The organism is Streptomyces sp. E-08 (assembly GCF_049913095.1).
Lineage (GTDB): Bacteria > Actinomycetota > Actinomycetes > Streptomycetales > Streptomycetaceae > Streptomyces.
Window position 1 is genome coordinate 3,700,072 of the sequence record NZ_CP183971.1, and the last position, 24,992, is coordinate 3,725,063.

Consider the following 24,992-nt stretch of genomic DNA (forward strand, 5'->3'; position numbering starts at 1 on the left):
CCGTTGGCGGTCTGCGCAGCACTGTAATCGACCGGGTGTGGCGGTTCGGGGTGCGGAACGTTATGTGACCTGACGCCCTCGGGGCCACATTTGACCGTGTTCCGCGCCCCGTTGCGGGCCCTAGTTCCGCCGGGGCGGTGACGGGCCCGCACGGGGGCCGGGGTCAGTCCTGGGGCAGGACCGGGAGGAGGGTCGGGAGGTGGCCGTCCGACGCTCGGGCCGTGGACTGCCGTTCCCGCGGCACCTCCCCGTACAGCGTCGTCCGCGGCTTCGCCGGCCGTCCCGCCGTCTCCGCGATCGCCTCCAGGTCGCGGATCGAGCGGTACGAGCCGTAACTGGAGCCCGCCATGCGCGAGATGGTCTCCTCCATCAGCGTCCCGCCCAGGTCGTTCGCGCCCGAGCGGAGCATCTCCGCCGCGCCCTCGGTGCCGAGCTTCACCCAGCTGGTCTGGATGTTGGGGATGTGCGGGTGGAGGAGGAGCCGGGCCATGGCGATGACGGCGCGGTTGTCCCGGGCGGTCGGGCCGGGGCGGGCGATGCCCGCGAGGTAGACGGGCGCGTTGGTGTGGATGAAGGGGAGGGTCACGAACTCCGTGAAGCCACCGGTCTCCTGCTGGATGCGGGAGAGGGTCCGGAAGTGGCCGAGCCAGTGCCGGGGCTGGTCCACGTGTCCGTACATCATGGTGGACGAGGAGCGGATGCCCAGTTCGTGCGCCGTCCTGATCACCTCGATCCACGTCGCCGTCGGCAGCTTGCCCTTCGTCAGCACCCAGCGGACCTCGTCGTCGAGGATCTCGGCGGCGGTGCCGGGGATCGAGTCGAGGCCCGCCTCCTTCGCCGCGGTCAGCCACTCGCGTATCGAGAGGCCGGTGCGGGTGGCGCCGTTGACGACCTCCATCGGAGAGAAGGCGTGCACGTGCATGCCGGGCACCCGCTTCTTCACCGCGCGGGCGATGTCGAAGTAGGCGGTGCCGGGCAGGTCGGGGTGGATGCCGCCCTGCATGCAGACCTCGACGGCGCCGACGTCCCAGGCCTGCTCGGCGCGGTCCGCGACCTGGTCCAGGGAGAGGGTGTACGCGTCGGCGTCGGTGCGGCGCTGGGCGAAGGCGCAGAAACGGCAGCCGGTGTAGCAGACGTTGGTGAAGTTGATGTTGCGCGTGACGATGTACGTGACGTCGTCGCCGACCACGGAGGCGCGGACGTCGTCCGCGATGCGGGTCAGGGCGTCGAGGGCGGGTCCGTCGGCGTGCAGCAGGGCGAGCGCCTGGGCGTCGGTGAGCCGCGTCGGGTCGTCGGCGGCGACGGAGAGCGCCTCGCGGACGTCGGCGTCGACGCGCTCGGGCACCATGCCGGGCGCGGCGGCCTCGCGCAGGGCCTCCCAGTCGCCGTACACCTCGTCGAAGTCCTCGCGCCGGTCACCGGTGCGGCCCTCGGTGTCGATGGCCGTGTGCAGATCCGTACGGCCGGTGGCGGTGAAGGCCTCGTCGGGCTCCTGCCAGGGCAGGCCGCGGACGGGGGCCTCGGGGTTCGCGAGGCCGGTCTCGGGGTCGGCGAGGGCGCGGACGTGCGGGAGGAGCCGGGGGTCCAGCCAGGGTTCACCCCGGGTGACGAACTCGGGGTAGACGCAGAGCCGTTCGCGCAGCTCGAAGCCGGCTGCCCGCGACCGGGCCGCGAGCTCCTCGATCTGCGGCCAGGGACGCTCGGGGTTGACGTGGTCGATGGTGAGCGGGGAGACGCCGCCCCAGTCGTCGATGCCGGCGGCGATCAGCCGCTCGTACGCGGAGTCGACGAGGTTCGGCGGGGCCTGGAGGCAGGCCGAGGGGCCCATGATGATCCGGGCGACGGCGACGGTGGCGACGAGGTCGTCGAGCTCGGCGTCCGGCATCCCGCGCATGGCCGTGTCGGGCTTGGCGCGGAAGTTCTGGATGATCAGTTCCTGGATCGAGTGGTAGGCCCGCGCGATCCGGCGCAGCGCGAAGAGGGACTCGGCGCGCTCCTCCAGGGTCTCCCCGATGCCGAGCAGCAGCCCGGAGGTGAAGGGGACGGAGGACCGTCCGGCGTCCTCCAGCACCCGCAGCCGCACCGCCGGTTCCTTGTCGGGGGACCCGTAGTGGGGGCCGCCGGGCTCGGACCAGAGCCGGGTCGCGGTCGTCTCCAGCATCATGCCCATGGAGGGCGCGACGGGCTTGAGGCGCTGGAAGTCGGTCCAGGACAGCACGCCGGGGTTGAGGTGGGGCAGGAGCCCGGTCTCCTCCAGGATGCGGATGGCCATGGCCCGGACGTACGCGATGGTGTCGTCGTAGCCGTGCGCGTCGAGCCACTCGCGGGCCTCGGGCCAGCGGTCCTCGGGCTTGTCCCCGAGGGTGATGAGCGCCTCCTTGCAGCCCATCTCGGCGCCGCGCCGGGCGATGTCGAGGACCTCGTCCGGCGACATGAACATCCCGTGCCCGTCCCGGCGCAGCTTGCCGGGGACGGTGACGAAGGTGCAGTAGTGGCACTTGTCCCGGCAGAGCCGGGTGAGCGGTATGAACACGCTCTTCGAGTACGTGACGACCCCGGGCCGCCCGGCCGCCTCCAGGCCGGCGTCGCGGACGCGCCCGGCGGAGGCGACGAGGTCCTCCAGATCGGTCCCCCGCGCCCGCAACAGCACGGCGGCCTCGGCGACATCGAGCGCGACCCCGTCCCTGGCCCGCTTGAGGGCTCGGCGCATGGCGTTCTCGGTGGGTCGTCCTGCCTGGTGATCCGTCATGGACCGAGCATACGAGCGCCCCGCACACCGCAGGTTCGGGTCCCCGCAGGAACCCGGCCCCGGCTCCTGTTCAGAGGTACCGCGCGTACCCGTCGAGCACCTCCAGGACCTCCCTCTCGTCGCCCGGCGGGAGTTGGAGGACGACCTCCTCGCAGCCCAGTTCCTCGTAGTGCGCGAGCTTTCCGGGGCTGGGGAGGACCGCGTACGGGACGAGCTGGAGGGTGTCCGGGGCGCGGCCGGCCTTCTCCCAGGCCTCGCGGAGGACCGGGAGGGACTCCGTCAGGCCCCGGCCGCCGATCGGCATCCAGCCGTCGGTCTGCGCCGCGATCTGCGCGAAGAGCCTCGGGCCCGCCGCGCCGCCCAGGAGGACGCGCGGGGCGCCGCCGGCCGGCTTGGGCCAGACCTCCGACGCGCGGACGGACTCGCCGTACTCCCCTTCGTACGCCGTCGGTCCGGGCGCCCACAGGGCCCGCATCAGGTCGAGCCGGTCGCGGCCGAGCTCCCGGCGGGTGGACCAGTCGACGCCGTGGTCGGCGGCCTCCTCCCGGTTCCAGCCGAAGCCGAGGCCCAGGGTGAACCGGCCCCCGGAGAGGTGGTCGAGCGTGGCGATCTGCTTCGCGAGGACGATCGGGTCGTGCTGGGTGATCAGGGTGATGCCGGTGCCCAGGCCCAGGTGCTCGGTGACCGCCGCGGCCTGTCCGAGGGCCACGAGCGGGTCGAGCGTCCGGGCGTACTCGCGGGGCAGCTCCCCGCCCGCCGGGTAGGGCGTCTCGCGGGAGACGGGGATGTGGGTGTGCTCGGGGAGGTAGAGCCCCGCGAAGCCGCGCTGTTCCAGTTCGCGCGCGAGCCGCACCGGGCTGATGGTCTCGTCGGTCAGGAAGATCGTGGTCGAGATCCGCATAGCGGCACGGTAGGGCGTGCGGTGCGGATTTCCGAGAGGTGCGGCGGGCTTCTCGTACTCCCCCGGAAATTGCCTCGGCGCCATCGCGGCCCGGCTGCTTGGATGGCCCGGTGCTGAAGGTAATCGAGACGTACTACGACGCCGTCCCCCGTTCCGCCGCGCGCGCCGAGGAGTTCGGCGCCCTGACCCTGTTCGTACGGGAGGGCACGGGCTGGCCCTACTACGCCCGCCCCGCGCTCGGCCACACGGGCGAGGTCCCCGTGGCGGCCGTGGAGACGGTGCGGGCCCGGCAGCGGGAGCTGGGGGTGCCCGAGGCCTTCGAGTGGGTCGCGGAGACGACACCGGGACTGCGGGCCGCCGTGGAGGCGACCGGGCTGACCGTGCACGAGCACCCGCTGATGGTCCTGGAGGGCGCGCCGCTCGCCGTACCGGAGCCCGAGGGCGTCACCGTACGGATGGTGGGCGCGGACGACTCCGCCCTGGAGAGCGCCGTCGCCGCCCCGTACGCCGCCTTCGGGGCGGAGCCGCAGCCCGGCAGCACCGCCCAGGTCTCCGCACGCCTCGCGTCCGGTCTGACCCGGCTCGCGGCGGCCCTGGACGCCGACGGCGGCGCCCTCGCGGCCGGCCAGCACCAGCCCGTCGGGGCCGTCTCGGAGGTCGTCGGCGTCGGCACCGTCCCGACGGCGCGGCGCCGGGGCCTCGGGCTCGCGGTCACGGCCGCCCTGGTCGCGGACGCCCGCGCCCGCGGGGCGGAGCTCGTGTTCCTGACGGCCTCGGACGCGGACGTGGCCCGTCTCTACGGCCGGCTCGGCTTCCGTACGGTCGCGACCGCCCTCATCGCGGAGGCCTGAAAGAGAATCCCGGAAAAAGTTCTCCCGCCGTGTCACATCCCCGGCGCGCGGTCCGTCATTGCGGTGAAGGCAGCGAACGACCGACACCGAGGAGCGATCACCATGGCGCACACGCCCCAGGCCCGGATGACCAACCCCGCCTACGTCCTGGCCGACGCAGGTCCGGCGATCCAGAACCTGGTCAAGGCCACCCGCCAGGGCGGCGTCGACGAGTCGATCCTGGAGCTCGTGCACCTGCGGGCCAGCCAGATCAACAACTGCGGCTTCTGCGTCGACTACGGCGCCAAGAGCGCCAGGAAGAACGGGGTCGCCGACGAGAAGCTGTTCGCCGTGGCGGCCTGGCGCGAGGCGCCGTACTTCACGGACGAGGAGCGGGCCGCGCTCGCCCTCGCCGAGGCGGCGACCCGGCTCGCCGACGTCTCGGACGCGGTGCCGGACGAGGTGTGGGACGCCGCCGCCGACCACTTCGACGAGAAGCAGCTCGCCGCGATCGTGCTGATGGTCGCCGTCACCAACCTGTTCAACCGGCTCAACGTCACCGTCCGGCAGCCCGCGGGCGCGGGGTTCTGACCAGCGTCACGTCCACCGGGTCCTCGGACTCGAACGTGAACCCCTCCCGCTCGTAGAGCCGGCGGGCCGCGCTGCCCTGCAGGACCACGAGCCGGACGGGCACCCCCGCCGCGTCGGCCCGGTCGAGCAGCTCGCGCAGGACCGCCGTCCCGAGGCCCCGGCCCCGGGTCTCGGGGGCGAGGTAGAAGTGTTCGAGGTAGAGCCCCTCGCCGTCCTCGTACGGGCGCACCGTCACGCATCCGGCGAGCGCGCCGTCGATCTCGATCACCGAGGTGTGCGCCGGCGAGAAGCCGTCCCGCAGCCGCTGGCGCACCCGGTGCGCGTCGTAGCGGCCGAGACGCTCCAGGTCCGGCCGCATGACCTCGGCCCGCAGGTCGGCCATCGGCTCGACGTCCTCCGCGCGGCCCGGGCGCAGCACCCAGTTCGTTTCACCGTACATGCACGCATCCTAAGGAGATCTCCGTGTCCGCACGCATGCCCAACCCCGCCGCCGTCCTGCCCGAGGCGGGTCCCGCGATCTTCCAGCTGATCAAGGCGGTCCAGTCGGGTGGCGCCGTCCCGGGCACCACCCTGGACCTGGTCCACCTCCGGGTGAGCCAGATCAACGGCTGCGGGTACTGCGTGGTCGGCGGGGCCCTGAAGTCGCAGAAGGAGGGCGAGACGGACGAGCGGCTGCACGCCGTCGCCGCCTGGCGGGAGGCGCCGTACTTCACGGAGGAGGAGCGGGCCGCGCTCGCCCTCGCCGAGTACGCGACCCGGCTCGCGGACCGCCCGGACGCCGTGCCGGACGCGGTGTGGGACGAGGCGGCCCGGCACTACGACGAGAAGCAGCTGGCCCAGATCGTGCTGTGGATCGGGGTCAGCAACCTCTTCAACCGGCTCAACGCGACGACCCGGCAGCCGGCCGGCGGGACCTGGTAGTCGTAACCGGACCGGCGTGGTCCGCGTTGGAGCGGGCATGAAGAGGATCCTCACCGCAGCAGCCCTGACCGTCTTCGCCGCCGCCGGTGCCGCCGGCGCGGCCGCCGGGACCGCCGCCGCCGACACCGGCGGCATGAACCTGCCCTCGGTCGTGCCGCTCAGCGGCGTCCTGACCCCCAAGGCCAAGCCGGCCGGCACCCCCGACCTCCCGCCCGCGAACGCGGCGGTGGAACGCCTGCTCCCCGGCCACCACTGACCGGTACGGAGACGAAGGCGACGGGACCCCCCACGGGCCCGCCGCCTTCGCGTTTCTCGGACGCCTCAGGAGGGCGTCAGTCCGCGATCACCATCGACGGGGTCTCCTTCGTCAGGATCTCGCCGCGGAAGAACGCGGGGCTCCTCCGCTGCATCACCAGCATGATCACCACGCCGAGGAGCAGCAGCCCGACGCCGATGACGAAGACCGAGCCGACGCCGAAGACCGCGGAGCCGGAGCCGTACGCCGGGTCCCACATGTCGTAGAGCGTCTTGCCGAAGACGGCGGTCAGCATGAGGCCGCCGAGGGCCGGCAGGAGACCCTTGAAGGCGAAGGAGCGGACGGAGCGGAAGAGCTCGCCGCGGAAGTACCAGACGCAGGCGAAGGCCGTCAGCGCGTAGTAGAAGCAGATCATCAGGCCGAGCGCGTAGATGGTGTCGACCAGGACGTGCTCGCTGACCAGGGTCATCACGGTGTAGAAGACGCCGGTGGCGACGCCGGCCACGACGGTGGCCTTGCCGGGGGTCTTGAAGACCGGGTGGACCTTGGTGAAGGACTTCGGCAGCGCCTCGTACGTGGACATCGCGAGCACCGTGCGGGCGACCGGGATGAACGTGGTCTGGAGGCTCGCGGCCGCGGAGGCGAGGACCGCGACGAAGAGCAGGATGCCGAGCGTGGGGCCCATGACGGGGCCGGCGAGGGCGGCGAAGACGTTGTCGGAGGTCTCCGGGTTGGCGAGGCCGAGGCCCTTCTCGCCGGAGCCGACGACCATCTGGGCGGCGACGCCGGTGGCCAGGTACGAGCCGACCAGGACGACCATCGCGATGAGGGCGGCGCGGCCGGGCGTCTTGGCGCTGCCGGTGGTCTCCTCGTTGGTCGCCATGCAGGCGTCCCAGCCCCAGTACATGAAGATCGAGAGCGAGAGTCCGGCCGTGAAGGCGGCGAAGGACTGCACCGCGAAGGGGTTCATCCAGGACCAGGAGAAGTCGACCGAGGTCTCGAAGGAGCCGGCCTTCGAGACGGCCATCGCCACGAAGACGGCGAGGACGGCGAGCTGGAGGCCGACGAGGGTGTACTGGATGCCCTTGGTGGCGGTCATGCCGCGGTAGCTGATCGCGGTGGCGACGGCGATGAGCGTCAGGCAGGTGAGGATGTGGACGGCCTTGTTGTCGTCCAGGGCGGCGATGGAGTCGCTGCCGCTGATCTCGCCCGCGAGGAGCCAGAAGTAGGAGGTCGCGACGCCGGCCAGGTTGGACAGCACGATGATCGTCGCGATGACGAGGCCCCAGCCGCACATCCAGCCGATCTTGGGCCCGAAGGCCTTCACGGTCCAGGTGAACGAGGTGCCGCAGTCGGGCATGACCTTGTTGAGCTCCCGGTACGCGAAGGCGACGAGGAGCATCGGGAGGAAGCCCGCGAGGAAGATCGCGGGCATCTGCAGTCCGACCTCGCCGGCGGTGGAGCCGAGCGTGGAGGTCAGGCAGTAGACGGGGGCGACGGTCGAGATGCCGATGACGGCGCTGCCGAGGAGGCCTACGGAGTTGCCGCCGAGGCCCTTGGTGCGCACGCCGGAGGTGTCGCCCTGAGCGTCGACGCCCCTTACCGTGTCTCCGGCCTGCGGCCGCACGTCCACCTGAGTCATGAACAGGACGTTAAATGCTGCGGTTTCCACATCCGGAGGATCGAAGTCCGCTCACTTGATCGATCATCGCCTTGCATTGCGCGGGTCGAATCGGACACTCGCCAATGATTGAAAGATCGACAAACGAGGCGAGCCGACCAACCGGTAGGTCCGGTGGCGAGTGTCCGATATGCGGGAACCGCAGCAGTGTCCTGAATGTCCGTTTCGAAATTTTCCCGAGGAATTTTCCGCAGGGCTCTCACCCCGGCCAGACGACCGCCTGCAGCTCGCTGTACGCGTGCAGCGCGTACGAGCCGACGTCCCGCCCGACACCGCTCTTCTTGAAGCCGCCGAACGGCGCCTCCATGTTCCGGCCGATCGTGTTCACGCCCACCCCGCCGGCCCTCAGCCGGGCCGCGGCCCGGAAGGCGCGGGCCACGTCACCGGACCACACGTAGTCGATCAGGCCGTAGTCGCTGTCGTTGGCGAGCGCGATCCCCTCCTCCTCGTCGTCGAAGGGGACGACCACCACGACCGGGCCGAAGATCTCCTCCCGCACCACCCGCATCTCGTTGGTGCAGTCGGCGAGCAGCGTCGGGGCCACGTAGAAGCCCCGGGCGAAGTCCGGGCGCTCGCCGCCCGCGACGACCCGCGCCCCTTCCTTCCTCCCCAGCTCGACGTACGACTCCACCCGGTCGCGGTGGGCCGCCGAGATCACCGGGCCGACGACCGTCCCCTTCTCCGCCGGGTCCCCCACCTTCATGAAGGCGAGGTAGCCGGTCAGCTTCTCGATCAGCCGCTCGTACACACCGCGCTGGGCGAGCACCCGGGTCGGGGCGGTGCAGATCTGCCCGCTGTAGAAGGCGAAGGTCGTCCCGATCCCCATCACCGCCGAGTCCAGGTCGGCGTCGTCGAAGACCAGCGCCGCCCCCTTCCCGCCCAGCTCCATCAGCTGCCGCTTGAGCGAGCGGCCGCAGACCTCGCCGATCGCCTGCCCGACGGCCGTGGAACCGGTGAAGGAGACCATGTCGACGTCCGGGGAGTCGACGGCCGCCTCGCCGACCGCCTGCGCCGAGCCGGTGACGACGTTCACCACCCCCGCCGGGACGCCGGCCTCCTCCAGGGCCCGGGTCATCGCGTACACGGAGAGCGGGTCCTGCGGGGCCGGCTTCACCACGACCGTGTTGCCCATCGCGAGCGCCGGGGCGATCTTGCCCGCCGGGTTGGCCCAGGGGTTGTTGTACGAGGTGATGCAGGTGACGACGCCGACCGGGCGCCGCACCGCCACCGCGCCGAACACCCCGGCCCTCCCCATCGGACCGTCCTCGTTGATCTGCGGGGGCAGCGCCTGCTCGACCGGCTCCATGGCCCCGCGCGCGTACCGGCGGAAGCGGGAGGAGCCGACCGCGACCTGCATCCCGCGCGCGGTGCCGGTGGTGGCGCCGGTCTCGGCCCGGGCGAGGAGCGTGTTCGCCTCGGCGTCCCGGGCCATCAGGTCGGCGGCCCGGTCGAGGATCGCCGCCCGCTCCTCCGGTCTCGTTCGGGACCAGGTCGCGAAGGCTTCGCGGGCGGCGGCCGCCGCCTCGTACACCTGGGCCCGCGAGGCCTCGGGCGCGAGGCCGACGACCTCCTCCGAGGCCGGGTCGATCACCTCGTAGTGGCCGCCGTCGGGCTCGACCCACTCCCCGCCGATGAAGAGCTTCTCGGTCCTCACCTCGTGCTCACCGTCCTCGTGTCGCGGCCCGAGCGCAGCACCCTCCCCGGGATGGCGCCGGTCACCTCGTCGTCCCGTACCGTCTCCACGCCGTTGACCCGCACCGACACGATCCCGACCGCCCGCGAGTCCAGGCGCGGGCTGTCCCCCGGCAGGTCGTGCACGAGGGTCGCCGGGCCCGCGTCGATCCGCTCCGGGTCGAAGAGGACCAGGTCGGCGTGGAAGCCCTCCGCGATCCGGCCGCGCTCCCGGAGCCCGAAGAGCCGGGCCGGTTCGTCGCTCAGCATCCTCACGGCCCGCTCCAGCGGGACCAGCTTCCGGCCGCGCAGACAGTCCCCGAGGAAGCGGGTGGTGTACGGGGCTCCGCACATCCGGTCCAGGTGCGCGCCCGCGTCCGAGCCGCCGAGCAGCACGTCCTCGTGGTCCCAGGCCTCCCGGCGCAGCGCCCAGGAGGCCGGGTCGTTGTCACTGGGCATCGGCCACAGGACGGTCCGCAGGTCGTCGTTGGCGCAGATCTCGACGAGGGCCTGGAAGGGGTCCTGGCCGCGCTCGGCCGCGATGTCGCCGACGACCCGTCCGGTGAGGCCCTCGTTCTCGCGGCTGTACGTGTCCCCTATGACGTACCGGCCGAAGTGCGCGAGGCGCCGGAAGACGCCTGCCTCCTTGGAGTCCGCGCGCCGCAGCATCCCGGCCCGCACGTCCGGGTCCCGCAGCTTCGCGATCCGCTCGGGCACGGGGAGGGCCAGGACCTCGCCCCACCCCGGGATGAGGTTGAGGGCGCAGAAGGTGCCGAGGGACATGTTCATAGGGGTGAGGATCGGCATCGTGAGGGCGACGATCCGGCCGCCGGACTTGCGGGCCCGCTCGGAGGCGGTCAGCTGGCGCGGGACGCGCTCGGGGACGGCGGCGTCGATGGTGAGGACGTTCCAGTTGAGGGGCCGCCCGGCGGCGGCGGTCATCTCGACGAACAGCTCGATCTCGTCGTCGGAGAACTGGTCCAGGCACCCGGCGAGGATCGCCTCGATCTGCGTCCCCTCGTGCTCGCCGACGGCCTTGGACAGGGCGATGAGCTCGGCGGGGGCGGCGTGCCGGGAGGCGACAGGGGCGCCGTCGCCGTCGGAGTGGGTGGCGGACTGGGTGGTGGAGAGCCCCCAGGCGCCGGCCTCCATGGCCTCCTTGAGGAGGGCCACCATCTGCTCCAGCTGCTCGTCCGTCGGCTGTCCGCCGACCGCGTCCGCGCCCATCACGTACCGGCGCAGGGCGCAGTGGCCGACCATGAACCCGGCGTTGACGGCGATCCGGCCGTCCAGGGCGTCCAGGTACTCGGCGAAGGACGACCAGCCCCAGTCGACGCCCTCCTCCAGGGCCTTGAGGGCCATGCCCTCGACCTTCGACATCATGCGGCGCGTGTAGTCGGCGTCCTCGGGACGGTCCGGGTGGAGGGGCGCGAGGGTGAAGCCGCAGTTGCCGCCGGCAACGGTGGTGACGCCGTGGTTCATGGACGGGGTGGCGTACGGGTCCCAGAACAGCTGGGCGTCGTAGTGGGTGTGCGGGTCGACGAAGCCGGGGGCGAGGACGAGGCCGGTGGCGTCCTCGGTGGTACGGGCGGTGGCCCCGCCGGGGACGGGGAAGACGATCCGCCCGTTGCGGATGCCGACGTCGGCGATGCGGGCGGGGGCGCCGGTGCCGTCCACGACGGTGGCGCCCGTGATCAGGTGGTCGAGCATGACGGTCCCTCTCTGTCCGTGCCTGCCTGTCCATGAACGCGGGTGTGCCCCGGACCGGGGGCCGCCGCGGAACGGCCTCCGGCCGGGGCCGGTACGGGGCGGTGATCCGGGAAGACACCACCCCGCGCTCTCCTGCCGGGCCCCGTCCGTCGTGGGCCTGCGTCCCGTCCGTCGTGCCCACCGGTTCCGCGCCGGCGGAACGACGGCCCGCGACGAAGGGCGTGGGCGCCGCGCGTCAGGAGCCGGCGGACTGGCGCATGCGGGTCGTGCGGTGGACCGGGTCCGTGTCGATCCTCGGGATCACGTGCTCGCCGATCAGCTTGATCGAGTTCATCGTGTCCTCGTACGAGATCCCGATCGGCAGCCCGAAGGACAGCTGGTCGGCCCCCGCCTGCTCCCACCGCTTGCACTGCGCGAGGACCTCCGACGGGTCGCCGCAGATCATCAGTTCCTCCTGGATGAGGAGTTCGATGATCTCCGCCGAGTACTCGGGGAGGAGCTCGGGCCACTCGGGGATGCCCTCGGGCCGCGGGAAGGTGTCGTGGTAGCGGAAGAGGAGGGACTGGAGGTAGTTCAGCCCGCCGCCGACCGCGATCTCGACGGCCTTCTCGTGCGTCTCGGCGCAGATCGCGGTCGAGGTCACCATGACGTTGTCGTTGACGAAGTCGCCGACCGCCTTGGCCTCCTTGATCGCGTTCTTGTAGGACTCGACGACCCACTCCATGTCGGAGACCTTCTGGACGCTGAAGCCGAGGACGCCGAGGCCCATCTTCCCGGCCATGGCGTACGAGGAGGGGGAGCCGGCCGCGTACCACATGGCCGGGTGGGACTTCCCGTACGGCTTGGGGAGGACCTTGCGGGGCGGCAGCGACCAGTGCTTGCCCTGGAAGCCGACGTACTCGTCCTGGAGCCACATCTTGGGGAACTCGGCGATGGTCTCCTCCCAGATCTCCTTCGTGTGGTTCATGTCGGTGATGCCCGGCATGAACCCGAGGATCTCGTGGGAGCCCGCCCCGCGCCCGGAGCCGAACTCGAAGCGTCCGCCGGAGAGGTGGTCGAGCATGGCGACCTTCTCGGCGACCTTCACCGGGTGGTTGACGGGGGCGAGGGGGTTGAAGATGCCGGAGCCGAGGTGGATGCGCTCGGTGGCGTGGGCGAGGTAGCCCAGGTAGACGTCGTTGGCGGAGAGGTGCGAGTACTCCTCCAGGAAGTGGTGCTCGGAGGCCCAGGCGTACTTGAAGCCGGACCTGTCGGCCTGGATGACGTACTCGGTCTCCTCCATGAGGGCCTTGTGCTCGGCTTCGGGATCGGTCTCGGCGCGCTTGCCGACGTATCCCTGTACGAAGATCCCGAATTCCAAGGGGGTTCACCGTCCTCGTCGTATCTGACGATGCGTCAGATTCCTTGATGTGCCCGACTCTCGCACCACCGCACAGGTGCGTCAATACCTGACACTGCGTCAGAAGAGGCTCACGCCCGCCAGCCAGCCACCGTCGATCACGAACGGCTGGCCCGTGATGTACGCCGAGTCCTCCCCGGTCAGGAAGAGCGCGAGCGCCGCCACCTCCTCCGGCCGGCCGATCCGCCCGAGCGGCACGAGCTTGCGGTACAGCTCGGCCGTGGCCTCCGGGTCGACGCCCTCCGGATTGCTCATGGGGGTGTCGATGGCGCCCGGGCAGACCGCGTTCACCCGGATGCCCTTCCCCGCCAGCTCCAGCGCCGCGACCTTGGTCAGCCCGAGGACCGCGTGCTTCGTCGCGGCGTAGGCCCCGACCCCGGCCATGCCGGTGATCCCCGTGTACGAGGCGGTGTTGACGATCGTCCCGCCGCCGGCCGCCGCGATCTCGGGCGCGACCGTACGGATGCCCAGGAAGCAGCCGGTCTGGTTCACGGACACGATCGCCTGGAACTCCTCCAGCGGCGTGGAGACCAGCTCGTTGAAGCGGAGGATGCCCGCGTTGTTGACGAGCCCGTCGATCTTCCCGAACCGCTCCTTCGCCGCCGCCACGGCCGCCGCCCAGTCGCCCTCGCTCGTCACGTCCAGGTGGACGTACGCCGCCCGGTCCTCCCCCAGCTCCTTGGCGAGCGCCTCCCCGGCGTCGTCCAGGACGTCCCCGAGGACCACCTTCGCCCCCTCGGCGGCGAACAGCCGCGCCTCCTGCTCGCCCTGCCCGCGCGCCGCGCCGGTGACGAGGACGACACGCCCTTCGAGCTTGCCCATGTCCGTACTCCCTAGAGGTCTACAGGTGGGGGGCGACCTCCGCGCCGAAGGCCGCCATCTGGTCGGTGAGTTCGGAACGGCTCCGGGACCGGAACCGGACCTGGATCTGGTGCACGCCCATCTCCCCGTACGCGCGCAGCGAATCGGCGAGCTCCTCGGGACGGCCGCTCAGGGTGCGGCGGCCGACCTCCCAGCCGGGCGCGCCGACGTACAGCGCCTCGGTGATCGCGCCGACGGTGATCGGCTCTGCGATCCCGGCCTCCGTACGGAGCCGCAGCAGCTTCTGGATCTGCTCGGCGAGCCGGGGGCGCGGGTCGCCCTGCGGCAGCCAGCCGTCGCCCCTGAGCGCGGCCCGGCGCACGGCGGCCGGCGAGGAGCCGCCCACCCAGAGCGGGACCCGCTCCTGGGCGGGCCGGGGCAGCTGCCCGAGGTCCTTGAAGGCGAACCGCTCCCCCAGGTGCTCGGGGTACTCCTCGGGCCCGAGGGCCGCCCGCAGCGCGTCGACCGTCTCGTCGAGCACGGCGCCCCGGCGGGCGAAGTCCACCCCGAGCGCCTCGAACTCCTCCTGGACGTGCCCGGCGCCGACCCCGAGGACCAGCCGGCCGCCGGAGAGGTGGTCGAGCGTGGCGTACGCCTTGGCCGTGACGAGCGGATGGCGCAGGCCGACGACGGCGACGTGCGAGAGCAGCCGGACCCGCTCGGTGGCGGCGGCGAGGAAGGAGAGCGTGGCGACCGGGTCGTACCAGACGGTGCTCATCGGTCCGGCGAGCCGGCGCGGGATGGCGACGTGGTCGCAGCTCGCAAGGTAGTCGAAGCCGTGGGCCTCGGCGGCCCTGGCCACGGCGAGCAGGTCCGCCGGACCGGCGGCCGCCTCCCAGGCCTCGGCGTAGAGGGTGCTCTGCGACTGGACCGGCAGCTGCATGCCGTAGACCACCATGAGGATCCCCTTGATCTGACGAACCGTCACTTTCAGGCGGGACCCATGCTGGTACCTGACGGACCATCAGGCAAGGGGGTGGTGCACACGGTGGATCACCAGGGGTCGCCGAGGCGATGTTGGTGTCGTACGATCTTTTGTACATGACCAACATCGCGGGCGGAGGCCCCCATGGCCGTGACTCAGATCGACATAGACGATGACGCGCTGCAACGGGTGATGGCCCTGTCCACGGCCCGGACCAAGAAGGAGGCCGTCAACCTCGCCCTCCGGTTCTACGCCGAGCGGCAGGAGCGCGCCGCACGCATCAGCCGCCACTTCGAGCGCGCACGCCAGTGGGGAGCGGTCGAGGACGCCGAGCGCCGGCACCGGGCCGAGAAGGACAGTCGGTGATCTATCTCCTCGACACGTCCGGCCTGGTACGACTGCTCGGCGACCCCGTCCTCCAGTCAGCCTGGTACGACGCGATCGACGCCGGGGCGATCGCGTCCTGCTACCCGCAGCGCGCCGAATTCCTCTACAGCGCACGCGACGGTCGCGAGTACGACGAGATCGCCGAGATGTTCGACGACCTCTACCCGGACGTGGCGGTGCCCAAGAACGCGGGACGCTGGATCGGCTCCGTGCAGCACCGGATGGCGAAGGCCGGGGAGCACAGGAGCGCCTCGGCCGTCGACCTGATCATCGCGGCCACGGCGGCCCATCACGGACTGACCGTCCTCCATGACGACGCCGACTACCGCACGCTCGCCCGGCATGCGCCCGACCTGAGTGAGCACTGCGTTCGCGACGTCCGGTAGTCCCGCGCCGAACCGCGGCGCGCCTCACCGGTCCACGCGCACCCGGGCGCCGCTCACGGCCGCCAGAGCCCCTCCGGAGTCAGCCCCAGGAGGGAGATGGCGTTGCCCCGTACGATCCGGTCGACCACATCCGGCGGCAGGTGGCCCATCTGGGCCTGGCCGACCTCCTTCGACTTGGGCCAGGTCGAGTCCGAGTGCGGGTAGTCGGTCTCGTACAGGACGTTCCCCGCCCCGATCGCGTCGAGGTTGCGCAGCCCGAACGCGTCGTCGAAGAAGCAGCCGAAGACGTGCTCCGCGAAGAGCTCGGACGGCGGGCGGGTGACCTTGTCGGCGACGCCGCCCCAGGCCCGGTTCTCCTCCCAGACCACGTTCGCGCGCTCCAGGATGTACGGGATCCAGCCGATCTGCCCCTCCGCGTACATGATCCTCAGGTTCGGGAAGCGCTCGAACTTGCCGCTCATCAGCCAGTCGACCATCGAGAAGCAGCAGTTCGCGAAGGTGATGGTGGAGCCGACGGCCGGCGGGGCGTCGGCGGAGGTGGACGGCATCCGGCTGGAGGAGCCGATGTGCATGGCGATGACCGTGCCGGTCTCGTCGCAGGCCCGGAAGAAGGGGTCCCAGTGGTCCGTGTGGACCGAGGGGAGCCCGAGGTGCGGCGGGATCTCCGAGAAGGCGACGGCCCGGACCCCGCGCGCGGCGTTGCGGCGGACCTCGTCGGCGGCGAGCTCGGGGTCCCAGAGCGGGATGAGGGTGAGCGGGATCAGCCGCCCGTGCGCCTCGGGCCCGCACCACTCCTCGACCATCCAGTCGTTGTAGGCGCGGACGCAGAGCAGCCCGAGCTCGCGGTCACTCGCCTCGGTGAAGGTCTGGCCGCAGAAGCGGGGGAAGGTGGGGAAGCAGAGCGCGGACTGGACGTGGTTGACGTCCATGTCGGCGAGGCGGTCCGGGACGGAGTGGGAGCCGGGCCGCATCTGCTCGTAGGTGATGACTTCGAGGCGTATCTCGTCCCGGTCGTAGCCGACGGCGGTGTCGAGCCGGGTGAGGGGCCGGTGCAGGTCCTCGTACACCCACCAGTCGCCGATCGGGCCCTCGTCCCCCTTGGCGCCCATGACCGGGGCGAACCTGCCTCCGAGGAAGGTCATTTCCTTGAGCGGGGCGCGGACGATCCGGGGTCCGGTGTCGTGGTACCGGGACGGGAGCCGGTCCCGCCAGACGTGCGGGGGCTCCACGGTGTGGTCGTCCACCGAGATGATCTTCGGGAAGGTCTCCATGGCTTTCACGGTAGCGCTGATCTGACGGTCCGTCAGCTGGTGTGCCCCAGAACGACCCGGGTAACGGCCTCACAACGGCCGACCCGATGCTGACGGACTCCCTCCGGACAAGGCAGACTGTCCAGGGCGAAACCAGCGGCAGGGGCAGGGGGAGCGATGGACCGTGAGAACGGGCCGCGAGTTCCGGCGCGGTTCCCGGGCGGGAACGACGCCAAGGCCGAACCCGGCGTGCCCGCACAGCGGAACGGCCGGACGACGGCCGCCGGCGGTGACGGTGAACGGCCGGCGGACACCACCGACACCGTGACCACGGCCTCCACCGGGCAGCCCGCCCGCGGCGGGCTGCGCTTCGGCGTGCTCGGACCCGTCCGCGCCTGGCGCGACGGCGAACCCGTCCCCACCGGCTCGCCCCAGCAGCGCGCCCTGCTCGCCGCGCTGCTCCTGCGCGGCGGCCGCACCGCCACCGCGCACGAGCTGATCGACGCGCTCTGGGGCGAGGAACCCCCGTCCCAGGCGCTCGCCGCGGTCCGCACCTACGCCTCCCGGCTCCGCAAGGCCCTCGACCCGAAGGTCCTGGTCAGCGAGTCCGGCGGCTACGCGCTCCGGACGACCGCGCTCGACGTGACCGCCGCCCAGGAACTGGCCGCAGAGGCGGACAGGCTCCGCGCGGCCGGCGACCGCGCGGCCGCCCGGGAGCGGCTCGCCGAGGCGCTCGACCTGTGGGACGGCGAGGTGCTGGCGTCCGTGCCGGGCCCGTACGCCGAGACGCAGCGGACCCGCCTGGAGGAGTGGCGCCTTACCCTCCTCGAAACCCGCCTGGACATCGACCTGGAGGTCGGCGCGCACGCCGAGGCCGTCTCCGAACTGACCGCGCTCACCGCCGCGCACCCCCTGCGGGAGCGCCTGCGCGAACTCCTCATGCTGGCGCTCTACCGCAGCGGCCGGCAGGCGGAGGCGCTCGCCGTGTACGCGGACACGCGCCGGCTCCTCGCGGACGAGCTGGGCGTCGACCCGAACCCGGAACTCTCCCGCCTCCAGCAGCGCATCCTCCAGGCCGACGCCGAACTCGCCCGCCCGGTGGAGGAACCGGCTCCGGCGGCGGCGCCCGTCGCCCGTCCCGCCCAGCTCCCGGCGACGGTCCCGGACTTCACGGGCCGCGCCGCCTTCGTACGGGAGCTCGGCGCCCGGCTCGCCACAGCCGAGGGCCACGTCATGGCGGTCTCGGCGCTCGCGGGCATCGGCGGCGTCGGCAAGACCACGCTCGCCGTGCACGTCGCGCACGAGGCCCGGCCGCACTTCCCGGACGGCCAGCTGTACGTGGACCTCCAGGGCGCGGGCAACAGCGCCGCCGCACCGGAGACGGTCCTCGGCTCGTTCCTGCGGGCCCTCGGCACCGCGGACGCGGCCATCCCGGACTCGCTCGACGACCGGGCCGCGCTGTACCGCTCGACGCTGGACGGCCGCCGTGTCCTCGTACTCCTGGACAACGCCCGCGACGCGGCCCAGATCCGCCCGCTCCTGCCCGGTACGGCCGGCTGCGCGGCCCTCGTGACGAGCCGCATCCGCATGGTCGACCTGGCGGGCGCGCACCTGGTGGACCTGGACGTGATGTCCCCCGAGGAGGCGCTCCAGCTGTTCACGAGGATCGTCGGCGAGGAGCGGGTCCAGTCGGAGCGCGAGGCCGCCCTGGACGTGGTAGCGGCCTGCGGTTTCCTCCCGCTGGCGATCCGCATCGCGGCCTCCCGCCTGGCGGCCCGGCGGACGTGGACGGTCTCGGTCCTCGCGGCGAAACTCGCGGACGAGCGCCGCCGGCTCGACGAGCTCCAGGCGGGCGACCTGGCGGTCAAGGCCACCTTCGAACTCGGCTACGGCCAGCTGGAACCGGCCCAGGCCCGCGCCTTCCGCCTCCTGGGCCTCGCGGACGGCCCGGACATCTCGCTCGCGGCAGCGGCGGCGGTCCTGGACCTGCCCCTCCGGGACACGGAGGACCTCCTTGAGGCCCTGGTCGACACGTCGCTCCTGGAGTCGGCGGCGCCCGGCCGCTACCGGTACCACGACCTGGTCCGGCTCTACGCGCGTGCGTGCGCGGAGCGCGACGAACAGCCCCCGTCGGAGAAGGAGGCGGCGCTGTCGCGCCTCCTGGACTTCTACCTGTCGACGGCGGCCCGGGTGTACGCGATCGAGAGGCCCGGCGACCGGCTGGTCGACCACCTGGAGCCGACCTCCTACGAAGGCCTGGCCTTCACCGACCGCCACGAGGCCCAGGACTGGCTGTACGCGGAGGCGAACTGCCTCCTGTCCACGGTCCGCCATTCGGCCTCGGCGCCGGGAACCCTCCGCCGCGGGGTGGACCTGCTGTGGGCGTCCCTGGACCTGGCGGAATCGGGCGCGAACTCCCGCGAGTACGAGGCGGTGGCGACGGTGCTGCGGGAGGCGGCGGCCGGCCAGGGCGACTCCCGCGCCGAGTGCCGAGCCCTGATCACCCTCGCGTACGGCCACCACGTCTCCGGACGGTTCTCCCAGGCCGACGAGGAGGCACGCGCGGCCATGCGGATGGCCACCTCCGTGGGCGACCCGCTGCCCCTGTGCTGGGCATCCAACATCCTCGGAGTCATGGCGTTCTACCAGCAGAACCAGGCCGAGGCCGAACAGCACTTCACCCGTGCCATCGAGCACTTCCGCAGCTGCGAGGACCTCGCCGGCGAGGCGAGCGCGCTCTGCAACCTGTCCCGCATCCACCTGATCACCGGCCGCACGGCCGGCGCGGTGCGCCTCGCCCAGCAGGGCACGGACATGTACGACAGCCTCGGGCACTCCCTGAAGGGGGCGAACGGGCGCTACGCGCTGGGCATGGCACTCGCCCAGAGCGGCCAGTCCGCGGCCGCGGCCGAACGCCTCAAGGAGGCCCTGGCCGTCTTCCGTGACAGCCGCCAGCGGCTCTGGGAGGGGATGACGCTCTACCGGCTCGCCGAATCCGACGTGTCGGAGAGCCGTCATGCCCAGGCCGCTTCCAACGCCGAGATGGCCCTCACCGTCCTGCGGGGGATCGGTGGCGAGTGGCGGCGGGGCAACGTCCTCACCGTCCTGGGCCGCGCCCTCAGCGGCATCGGTCAGACAGGACGCGCCGAGGCCTGCTGGCGCGACGCACTCGGGGTCTTCGACTCCCTCGGCTCTCCCGAGGCCGACACGGTCCGGGCGCTGCTCGATCCGGCCGCTGCCGCCTGAACCGTCCTGGACTGGGCGTTCATCGTTCGTTTATCGCCGTCCGACATGCTCTGAACCAGTCGATCCGCCGTGTCGGGGGACAAGCGGGTCGCCGAAAAGGCCGTCACTCGGGGGCATTAGGGTGAGCGGCCCTGCAGAAGAGGCCCGTCCGGCCGTGAACGGGGAACGGCCGGGCGGGTCCGGCAGAACCAACTCACCCATTACCGCGAGAGGTTGCAGACAGTGAGCGACGAGCGAACCGTCAACCCCACCAACATCCACATCACCGGTGGCGAGACCACTGATGTGACCACGAAGAACATTCACATCACCGAGGGTGAGGACGCCGCCGCGATAGCGGAGAAGATCGGCATCAAGAACATTCACATCACGGGTGGCGGCGAGCAGCCCATCGCCCCCACCGGCACCGGCACGGCCACGACGGACAACATCCACATCACGTCCGAGCCGGCCAACTGAGCCAATTCCGACGGGGAACGGCCGCGGCGGCGACTTCGGGGGAGCTGCCGGGCCGGCCGTGGAAGGTCCGGTCGACGGGGGAGCACACGGGCTCGGGGGACACCCGGCGGAACCAGGGGGGATCCGTCCGGGCAGGGCCCGTGCGCAACGCGATCGGACCACCGCACAAGGAGGGGCCGGGCATCCGCCCGGCCCCTCCTCCCGGTTCGGCAGCGGCGCCGACCTGGCGAAGTACCGCCTTCCGGTTCGCCCCCGCACCGCACGCGCGAGGAAGATCGTCACCTTCGGATCTCCCTCTCCCTGACGGAAGTTGAACATGACCCGCAGCAAGCGATTCCTGGCCGGCCTGTTCCTCGCCGCCGTCGTCGCGGTCGGCACCACGTCTCCGGCCGTGGCCAACGTGCACATCACGAGCGGCTCGGCCTCCGGCATCGACGCGACCTGACCGCCGCCATGGTCCGGACGCTCACGCCGACGCGGCCGGCACCGGGCCCGTCCCGCCGGACGGACCGGCGAAACGGCCTGCCCGGACCCGTCGGCAGGCGGAGGGTCGGGATCCTGACCCGTCGGCAGGCGGAGGGACCGCGGCGGCCGGGGCTCGGCCGTCACGCCCCCGCCCGCTCCCTCAGTTCCCCCTTCACCACCTTCCCGCTCGCGTTCCTCGGCAGCTCCGTCACGAACTCGACCTCCCTCGGGACCTTGTAGTTCGCCATCTCCCGCCGCGACCAGGCGATCAGGTCGTCCGCCGTGACCCGCGCCCCCGCCCGCCGTACCGCGTAGGCCTTGCCGACCTCGCCCAGGCGCGGGTCCGGGATGCCGATGACGGCGACGTCCGCGATGTCGGGGTGCAGGCCGAGGAGCTGCTCGATCTCGGCCGGGTAGGCGTTGAAGCCGCCCACGATGAACATGTCCTTCAGGCGGTCGGTGATCCGGAGGTTGCCGGCCTCGTCCAGGACGCCGATGTCGCCCGTGTGCAGCCAGCCGTCCGCGTCGATCGCCGCCGCCGTCGCCGCCTCGTCCTCGAAGTAGCCGCTCATGACGTGGTGGCCGCGGACCAGGACCTCGCCGGAGCCGGAGAGCCGGACCTCGGTGCCGGGGATCGGGCGGCCCGAGGTCGTGGCGACGGTCTCGTCGGGGTCGTCGCGGCGGCACATGGTGACGACGCCGCTCGCCTCGGAGAGGCCGTACGCGGTGAGGACCGTGCCCACGCCCAGCTCGTCGCGGAGGCGCTCGACGAGCCGCAGGGGGACCACGGCCGCGCCCGTCACGACGAGGCGGAGGGTGGAGAGCCCGTGGGCGGGGCGGGACGGGTGGTCCAGGAGGGACTGGTGGAGGGTGGGCGGGCCGGGGAGGACGGTGATGCGTTCGGCGGCGATGTTGGCGAGGACGGTGTCCACGGTGAAGACGGACTGCGGGACGATCACCGCGCCCCGCATGAGACAGGCGAGGATGCCGGCCTTGTAGCCGAAGGTGTGGAAGAAGGGGTTGACCACGAGGTAGCGGTCGCCCTCCGCCAGACCGGCGAGCTCGGACCAGGTCGCGTAGCAGCGCAGGGACTGGGCGTGGCTGATGACGGCGCCCTTGGGGCGGCCGGTGGTGCCCGAGGTGTAGATGATGTCGGAGGGGGCCGCGGGGTCGATCCCGTCGGCCCGGGCGCAGACGCGGGCGGCCGGGACGCCGTCGCCCGACGCGAGGAAGGCCTTCCAGGTGGTCCACTCGGGCTCGTCGGGCGCGCTGTCCCCGAGGACCACGGCCTTCTCCAGGTGCGGGAGCCCTACGCCGGAGCGGCGCAGGGAGGCCACGTACGAGGTGCCGAGGAAGGTGCCGGTGACGAAGAGCAGCCGGGCGCGGGAGCGCCGGAGGACGTCGGCGGCCTCGGTGCCCTTGAAGCGGGTGTTGAGGGGGACGAGGACGGCTCCGGCGGTGACCGCGCCGAGGGCCGAGACGATCCAGTCGAGGGTGTTGGGGGCCCAGATCGCGACCCGGTCCCCGGTCCGTATCCCGGTGGCGAGGCAGGCTGCGGCCGCCCGTTCGACGCGTTCGCCGAGTTCGGCGTAGCTGATGCGGACGCGGCCGTCGACGACGGCCTCCCGCGGCCCGTACCGCTCGGCCGCCGCCCGTACGAGCCCGGGGATCGTGCCCCACTCCAGGTCGCCGCGCAGGTCCATACCCAACCTCCCTGTAGCTGACTATCCGTCAGATTAGTTGTAGCCTGACGCGCTGTCAGCAGTGCTGCCCCATGAGGAGGTTCGGTGCTCAAGGACGCCACGGCCATCGTCGGCATAGGACAGACCGCCTTCGCGAAACAGCTCCACGAGACCGAGAAGACCCTCGCCTGCCGGGCGATCCTCGCCGCTCTCGACGACGCCGGCATCGACCCCTCCGAGGTCGACGCCTTCGCCTCGTACACGATGGAGGAGACCGACGAGGTCGAGGTCGCGAAGGCCATCGGGGCCGGCGACGTCACCTTCTTCTCCAAGGTGGGGTACGGCGGCGGCGGATCCTGCGCCACCGTCGGCCACCTCGCCGCCGCCGTCGCCACCGGACAGGCGAGCGTCGGCGTCGCCTGGCGGTCCAGGAAACGGGGCTCCGGCCCCCGCCCCTGGAAGAACACCGCCGTCCAGCTGCCCACCCCCGGCCAGTGGACCCGCCCCTTCGGGCTGCTCCGCCCCGCCGACGAGATCGGCATGCTCACCCGCCGCTACATGCACGAGTACGGCGCCACCCGCGACCACCTCTTCAACGTCGCCCTGGCCTGCCGCAACCGCGCCAACCAGAACCCCGCCGCGATCATGTACGAGCGGCCGCTGACCCGCGAGATGTACATGACGGCCCGCTGGATCAGCGAACCCCTCTGCCTCTTCGACAACTGCCTGGAGACCGACGGCGCCCTCGCCTGCGTGATCGTCAGCGCCGAGCGCGCCCGCGACTGCCGGCAGAAGCCCGTCTACGTGCACGCCGCCGCCCAGGGCCTGCCCGCCCAGCACCACGGCATGGTCAACTACTGGAACGACGACCCGCTCTCCGGCCCCGCCTGGACCGCGGCCCGCCACCTCTGGAAGCAGGCCGACTTCGGCCCCGCCGACGTCGACGTCGCCCAGATCTACGACGCCTTCACCCCGCTCGTCCCGCTCTCCCTGGAGGGCTACGGCTTCTGCGGACGCGGCGAGGGCGGCGCCTTCACCGAGGGCGGCGCCCTGGAGATCGGCGGCCGGCTGCCGCTCAACACCGGCGGCGGCGGGCTCTCCGAGGCGTACGTGCACGGCTTCAACCTCATCAACGAGGGCGTGAAGCAGCTCCGCGGCACCTCCACCGCCCAGGTCCCCGACGCGGCCACCTGCCTGGTCACGGCGGGCGAGGGCGTCCCCACATCGGCCATTCTGCTGCGCACCTGAGGAGCTGATCACCGTGCTGAACCCCGTCATCGACGAAGACGGCGCCCCCTTCTGGGAGTTCACCGCCCGCGGCGAACTCCGGATCCAGGCCTGCGCCGCCTGCGGCGAGCTCCGCTTCCCGCCCCGCCCCTGCTGCCCGCACTGCCGGTCCTTCGACAGCGAGTGGCGGCTCATGTCGGGGCGCGGCCGGATCTGGTCGTACGTCCTGCCCCACCCGCCGCTCCTGCCCGACTACGCCGCCCAGGCCCCGTACAACGCGGTGCTCGTCGAACTCGCCGACGCCCCCCGGATCCGCCTCGCCGGCAACGTCGTGGCCGACCCGGACGCCCCCCTGAACTCGGTCGACCCGGCCCGGCTCCGCATCGGCGCCCCCGTCCGGGTCGCCTTCACCGAGATCGACGGCGTCTCCGTCCCCCGCTGGCTCCTGGAGCGCGCGTGAGCATCCGCGTCGAGCGCGACAAGGAGACCGGCGTCGCGGTCGTCACCCTGGACCGGGCGGCGAAGCACAACGCGATCACCCTCGAGATGGCGCGCGAACTCGGCGCCGTCTGGAAGGGGTTCCGGTACGAGGACGACGTCCGGGCGATCGTCGTCACCGGGGCCGGCGGGCGGGCCTTCTGTACCGGGATCGACCGCGAGGACGCCGGCAGGGTCCCGCAGCCCTCGTCCCCGTACACGATCGACGACCCCCTCCTCGCCATCGGCCCCAAGGCCAACGACCTGTGGAAACCGGTGATCGCCGCCGTCGAGGGCATGGCCTGCGGCGGGGCGTTCTACCTGATCGGCGAGGCGGAGTTCGTCGTCGCGGGCGACGAGGCCACGTTCTTCGACCCGCACACCACCTACGGGATGGTCAGCGCCTTCGAGACCGTCCACATGATGCGGAAGATGCCGTACGGAGAAGTCGCCCGGATGGCCCTCATGGGCGCCGCCGAGCGGATCTCCGCCCGGCGCGCGTACGAGACGGGGCTGGTCTCCGAGCTGACCCCGTCGGGCGGCGCGCTCGACGCCGCGCGGACGGCCGCCGCCGTCATCGCCTCCCACCCGACCGAGGCCGTCCAGGGGACGGTACGGGCGCTGTGGTCGGTCGACGGGGCCGCCCGCGCCCAGGCCTTCGCCCACGCCCCGCACCTGGTGACGCTCGGGAACATCCCGGCGGACCGGCAGGCGGAGCTGTTCACCCGGAGGGGAGGCGGGCACCGGCTCCGGTAGCGGATGCGGACGGCAAGAGCTTCGCGTTCCTCTCCAGGGGCGAGGACGGCCGCAGGGGACTCTTCCGCGGGGACCTCTCCGGCGGCGCGCCCAAGAAGATCACCGGCGTGGACCCCCCGGTCCCGGACCCGCAGCACGAGGTCCGGACGACGCTGATCCGCT

Annotated in this window: 23 protein-coding genes; 12 read left to right on the plus strand and 11 right to left on the minus strand. The window is 72.2% G+C overall.

What is annotated here, in order from left to right:
• Positions 1-163: 163 nt before the first annotated feature.
• On the minus strand, positions 164-2,749 hold the full coding sequence (locus ACN9MM_RS16820) for a bifunctional FO biosynthesis protein CofGH (protein ID WP_426364392.1): 2,586 nt from the start codon (positions 2,747-2,749) through the stop codon (positions 164-166).
• A gap of 70 nt (positions 2,750-2,819) precedes the next feature.
• On the minus strand, positions 2,820-3,650 hold the full coding sequence (locus tag ACN9MM_RS16825) for an LLM class F420-dependent oxidoreductase (RefSeq protein ID WP_426364393.1): 831 nt from the start codon (positions 3,648-3,650) through the stop codon (positions 2,820-2,822).
• 110 nt (positions 3,651-3,760) lie between these two features.
• On the opposite strand from ACN9MM_RS16825, the gene ACN9MM_RS16830 reads away from it, so the two are divergent.
• Both ACN9MM_RS16830 and ACN9MM_RS16835 read left to right on the plus strand, forming a co-directional pair.
• The gene (locus ACN9MM_RS16830) at positions 3,761-4,501 is read left to right on the plus strand and encodes a GNAT family N-acetyltransferase (protein WP_426364394.1); all 741 of its coding nucleotides are present in this window, start codon (positions 3,761-3,763) and stop codon (positions 4,499-4,501) included.
• 102 nt (positions 4,502-4,603) lie between these two features.
• Positions 4,604-5,071 (plus strand): carboxymuconolactone decarboxylase family protein, encoded by a 468-nt coding sequence (locus tag ACN9MM_RS16835; RefSeq protein WP_382863868.1) that lies wholly within the window; start codon positions 4,604-4,606, stop codon positions 5,069-5,071.
• Here ACN9MM_RS16835 and ACN9MM_RS16840 read toward each other — a convergent pair.
• The gene (locus tag ACN9MM_RS16840; protein WP_426364395.1) at positions 5,037-5,510 is read right to left on the minus strand and encodes a GNAT family N-acetyltransferase; all 474 of its coding nucleotides are present in this window, start codon (positions 5,508-5,510) and stop codon (positions 5,037-5,039) included. The genes ACN9MM_RS16835 and ACN9MM_RS16840 overlap by 35 nt on opposite strands.
• Positions 5,511-5,533: 23 nt before the next feature.
• Here ACN9MM_RS16840 and ACN9MM_RS16845 point away from each other — a divergent pair, with 23 nt between their 5' ends.
• On the plus strand, positions 5,534-5,992 hold the full coding sequence (locus ACN9MM_RS16845; RefSeq protein WP_426364396.1) for a carboxymuconolactone decarboxylase family protein: 459 nt from the start codon (positions 5,534-5,536) through the stop codon (positions 5,990-5,992).
• Positions 5,993-6,029: 37 nt separating this feature from the next.
• The gene (locus ACN9MM_RS16850; protein WP_037676247.1) at positions 6,030-6,248 is read left to right on the plus strand and encodes a hypothetical protein; all 219 of its coding nucleotides are present in this window, start codon (positions 6,030-6,032) and stop codon (positions 6,246-6,248) included.
• Between the two features lie 76 nt (positions 6,249-6,324).
• Here the strand turns inward: ACN9MM_RS16850 and ACN9MM_RS16855 are convergent, their stop codons facing one another.
• The 6 genes from ACN9MM_RS16855 to ACN9MM_RS16880 all read right to left on the minus strand — a co-directional run bounded on the left by ACN9MM_RS16855 (position 6,325) and on the right by ACN9MM_RS16880 (position 14,468).
• The gene (locus ACN9MM_RS16855) at positions 6,325-7,890 is read right to left on the minus strand and encodes an APC family permease (protein ID WP_426364397.1); all 1,566 of its coding nucleotides are present in this window, start codon (positions 7,888-7,890) and stop codon (positions 6,325-6,327) included.
• A 238-nt stretch (positions 7,891-8,128) separates the two neighbouring features.
• The gene (locus ACN9MM_RS16860) at positions 8,129-9,583 is read right to left on the minus strand and encodes an aldehyde dehydrogenase family protein (protein WP_426364398.1); all 1,455 of its coding nucleotides are present in this window, start codon (positions 9,581-9,583) and stop codon (positions 8,129-8,131) included.
• Entirely contained in the window at positions 9,580-11,310 is a 1,731-nt protein-coding gene (locus ACN9MM_RS16865) for an N-acyl-D-amino-acid deacylase family protein (protein WP_426364399.1), read from the minus strand. The genes ACN9MM_RS16860 and ACN9MM_RS16865 overlap by 4 nt, the downstream gene beginning before the upstream one ends.
• 235 nt (positions 11,311-11,545) lie before the next feature.
• Positions 11,546-12,670 carry an LLM class flavin-dependent oxidoreductase gene (locus tag ACN9MM_RS16870; RefSeq protein WP_426364400.1) on the minus strand — a complete coding sequence of 375 codons (1,125 nt, stop codon included), beginning with the start codon at positions 12,668-12,670 and terminating at the stop codon, positions 11,546-11,548.
• A 99-nt stretch (positions 12,671-12,769) separates the two neighbouring features.
• Entirely contained in the window at positions 12,770-13,531 is a 762-nt protein-coding gene (locus ACN9MM_RS16875) for an SDR family NAD(P)-dependent oxidoreductase (RefSeq protein WP_426364401.1), read from the minus strand.
• A gap of 19 nt (positions 13,532-13,550) precedes the next feature.
• Complete coding sequence (locus ACN9MM_RS16880) at positions 13,551-14,468, minus strand: LLM class F420-dependent oxidoreductase (RefSeq protein ID WP_426368760.1); 918 nt, start codon at positions 14,466-14,468, stop codon at positions 13,551-13,553.
• Positions 14,469-14,639: 171 nt separating this feature from the next.
• Here ACN9MM_RS16880 and ACN9MM_RS16885 point away from each other — a divergent pair, with 171 nt between their 5' ends.
• Both ACN9MM_RS16885 and ACN9MM_RS16890 read left to right on the plus strand, forming a co-directional pair.
• Positions 14,640-14,861, plus strand: a complete 222-nt coding sequence (locus tag ACN9MM_RS16885; protein ID WP_426364402.1) for a type II toxin-antitoxin system VapB family antitoxin — start codon at positions 14,640-14,642, stop codon at positions 14,859-14,861.
• Positions 14,858-15,268 (plus strand): PIN domain-containing protein, encoded by a 411-nt coding sequence (locus ACN9MM_RS16890; RefSeq protein WP_426364403.1) that lies wholly within the window; start codon positions 14,858-14,860, stop codon positions 15,266-15,268. Before ACN9MM_RS16885 ends, ACN9MM_RS16890 begins: the two co-directional genes overlap by 4 nt.
• Before the next feature lie 53 nt (positions 15,269-15,321).
• On the opposite strand, the gene ACN9MM_RS16895 is transcribed toward ACN9MM_RS16890, so the two are convergent.
• The gene (locus ACN9MM_RS16895; RefSeq protein WP_426364404.1) at positions 15,322-16,539 is read right to left on the minus strand and encodes an amidohydrolase family protein; all 1,218 of its coding nucleotides are present in this window, start codon (positions 16,537-16,539) and stop codon (positions 15,322-15,324) included.
• Positions 16,540-16,695: 156 nt separating this feature from the next.
• Between ACN9MM_RS16895 and ACN9MM_RS16900 the strand changes: the two genes are divergently transcribed.
• From ACN9MM_RS16900 to ACN9MM_RS16910, 3 genes are all read left to right on the plus strand, one after another.
• Entirely contained in the window at positions 16,696-19,764 is a 3,069-nt protein-coding gene (locus ACN9MM_RS16900) for an AfsR/SARP family transcriptional regulator (RefSeq protein ID WP_426364405.1), read from the plus strand.
• Between the two features lie 222 nt (positions 19,765-19,986).
• Positions 19,987-20,223 (plus strand): hypothetical protein, encoded by a 237-nt coding sequence (locus tag ACN9MM_RS16905; protein WP_426364406.1) that lies wholly within the window; start codon positions 19,987-19,989, stop codon positions 20,221-20,223.
• A gap of 316 nt (positions 20,224-20,539) precedes the next feature.
• The gene (locus ACN9MM_RS16910; protein ID WP_426364407.1) at positions 20,540-20,668 is read left to right on the plus strand and encodes a hypothetical protein; all 129 of its coding nucleotides are present in this window, start codon (positions 20,540-20,542) and stop codon (positions 20,666-20,668) included.
• A 160-nt stretch (positions 20,669-20,828) separates the two neighbouring features.
• Here ACN9MM_RS16910 and ACN9MM_RS16915 read toward each other — a convergent pair whose 3' ends face one another.
• A complete protein-coding gene (locus ACN9MM_RS16915; RefSeq protein WP_426368761.1) occupies positions 20,829-22,385 on the minus strand; it encodes a FadD3 family acyl-CoA ligase in 1,557 nt (518 codons plus the stop codon).
• Between the two features lie 90 nt (positions 22,386-22,475).
• On the opposite strand from ACN9MM_RS16915, the gene ACN9MM_RS16920 reads away from it, so the two are divergent.
• Genes ACN9MM_RS16920 through ACN9MM_RS16930 form a run of 3 tightly spaced genes read left to right on the plus strand, consistent with a single transcriptional unit; the run spans position 22,476 to position 24,830 of the window.
• Positions 22,476-23,618 (plus strand): lipid-transfer protein, encoded by a 1,143-nt coding sequence (locus tag ACN9MM_RS16920; protein WP_426364408.1) that lies wholly within the window; start codon positions 22,476-22,478, stop codon positions 23,616-23,618.
• A 13-nt stretch (positions 23,619-23,631) separates the two neighbouring features.
• Positions 23,632-24,057: a Zn-ribbon domain-containing OB-fold protein gene (locus ACN9MM_RS16925; protein WP_383796673.1), complete on the plus strand. Its 426-nt coding sequence runs from the start codon at positions 23,632-23,634 to the stop codon at positions 24,055-24,057.
• Positions 24,054-24,830 carry an enoyl-CoA hydratase/isomerase family protein gene (locus tag ACN9MM_RS16930; RefSeq protein WP_426364409.1) on the plus strand — a complete coding sequence of 259 codons (777 nt, stop codon included), beginning with the start codon at positions 24,054-24,056 and terminating at the stop codon, positions 24,828-24,830. Before ACN9MM_RS16925 ends, ACN9MM_RS16930 begins: the two co-directional genes overlap by 4 nt.
• Positions 24,831-24,992 lie beyond the last annotated feature (162 nt).

Excerpts from the sequence above, each read along its gene's own strand:
- ACN9MM_RS16820 (WP_426364392.1), bottom strand. The coding sequence starts at position 2,749 with ATGACGGATCACCAGGCAGGACGACCCACCGAGAACGCCATGCGCCGA.
- ACN9MM_RS16825 (WP_426364393.1), bottom strand. The coding sequence starts at position 3,650 with ATGCGGATCTCGACCACGATCTTCCTGACCGACGAGACCATCAGCCCG.
- ACN9MM_RS16835 (WP_382863868.1), top strand. The coding sequence starts at position 4,604 with ATGGCGCACACGCCCCAGGCCCGGATGACCAACCCCGCCTACGTCCTG.
- ACN9MM_RS16840 (WP_426364395.1), bottom strand. The coding sequence starts at position 5,510 with ATGTACGGTGAAACGAACTGGGTGCTGCGCCCGGGCCGCGCGGAGGAC.
- ACN9MM_RS16850 (WP_037676247.1), top strand. The coding sequence starts at position 6,030 with ATGAAGAGGATCCTCACCGCAGCAGCCCTGACCGTCTTCGCCGCCGCC.
- ACN9MM_RS16855 (WP_426364397.1), bottom strand. The coding sequence starts at position 7,890 with ATGACTCAGGTGGACGTGCGGCCGCAGGCCGGAGACACGGTAAGGGGC.
- ACN9MM_RS16865 (WP_426364399.1), bottom strand. The coding sequence starts at position 11,310 with ATGCTCGACCACCTGATCACGGGCGCCACCGTCGTGGACGGCACCGGC.
- ACN9MM_RS16875 (WP_426364401.1), bottom strand. The coding sequence starts at position 13,531 with ATGGGCAAGCTCGAAGGGCGTGTCGTCCTCGTCACCGGCGCGGCGCGC.
- ACN9MM_RS16880 (WP_426368760.1), bottom strand. The coding sequence starts at position 14,468 with ATGGTGGTCTACGGCATGCAGCTGCCGGTCCAGTCGCAGAGCACCCTC.
- ACN9MM_RS16885 (WP_426364402.1), top strand. The coding sequence starts at position 14,640 with ATGGCCGTGACTCAGATCGACATAGACGATGACGCGCTGCAACGGGTG.
- ACN9MM_RS16895 (WP_426364404.1), bottom strand. The coding sequence starts at position 16,539 with ATGGAGACCTTCCCGAAGATCATCTCGGTGGACGACCACACCGTGGAG.
- ACN9MM_RS16900 (WP_426364405.1), top strand. The coding sequence starts at position 16,696 with ATGGACCGTGAGAACGGGCCGCGAGTTCCGGCGCGGTTCCCGGGCGGG.
- ACN9MM_RS16910 (WP_426364407.1), top strand. The coding sequence starts at position 20,540 with ATGACCCGCAGCAAGCGATTCCTGGCCGGCCTGTTCCTCGCCGCCGTC.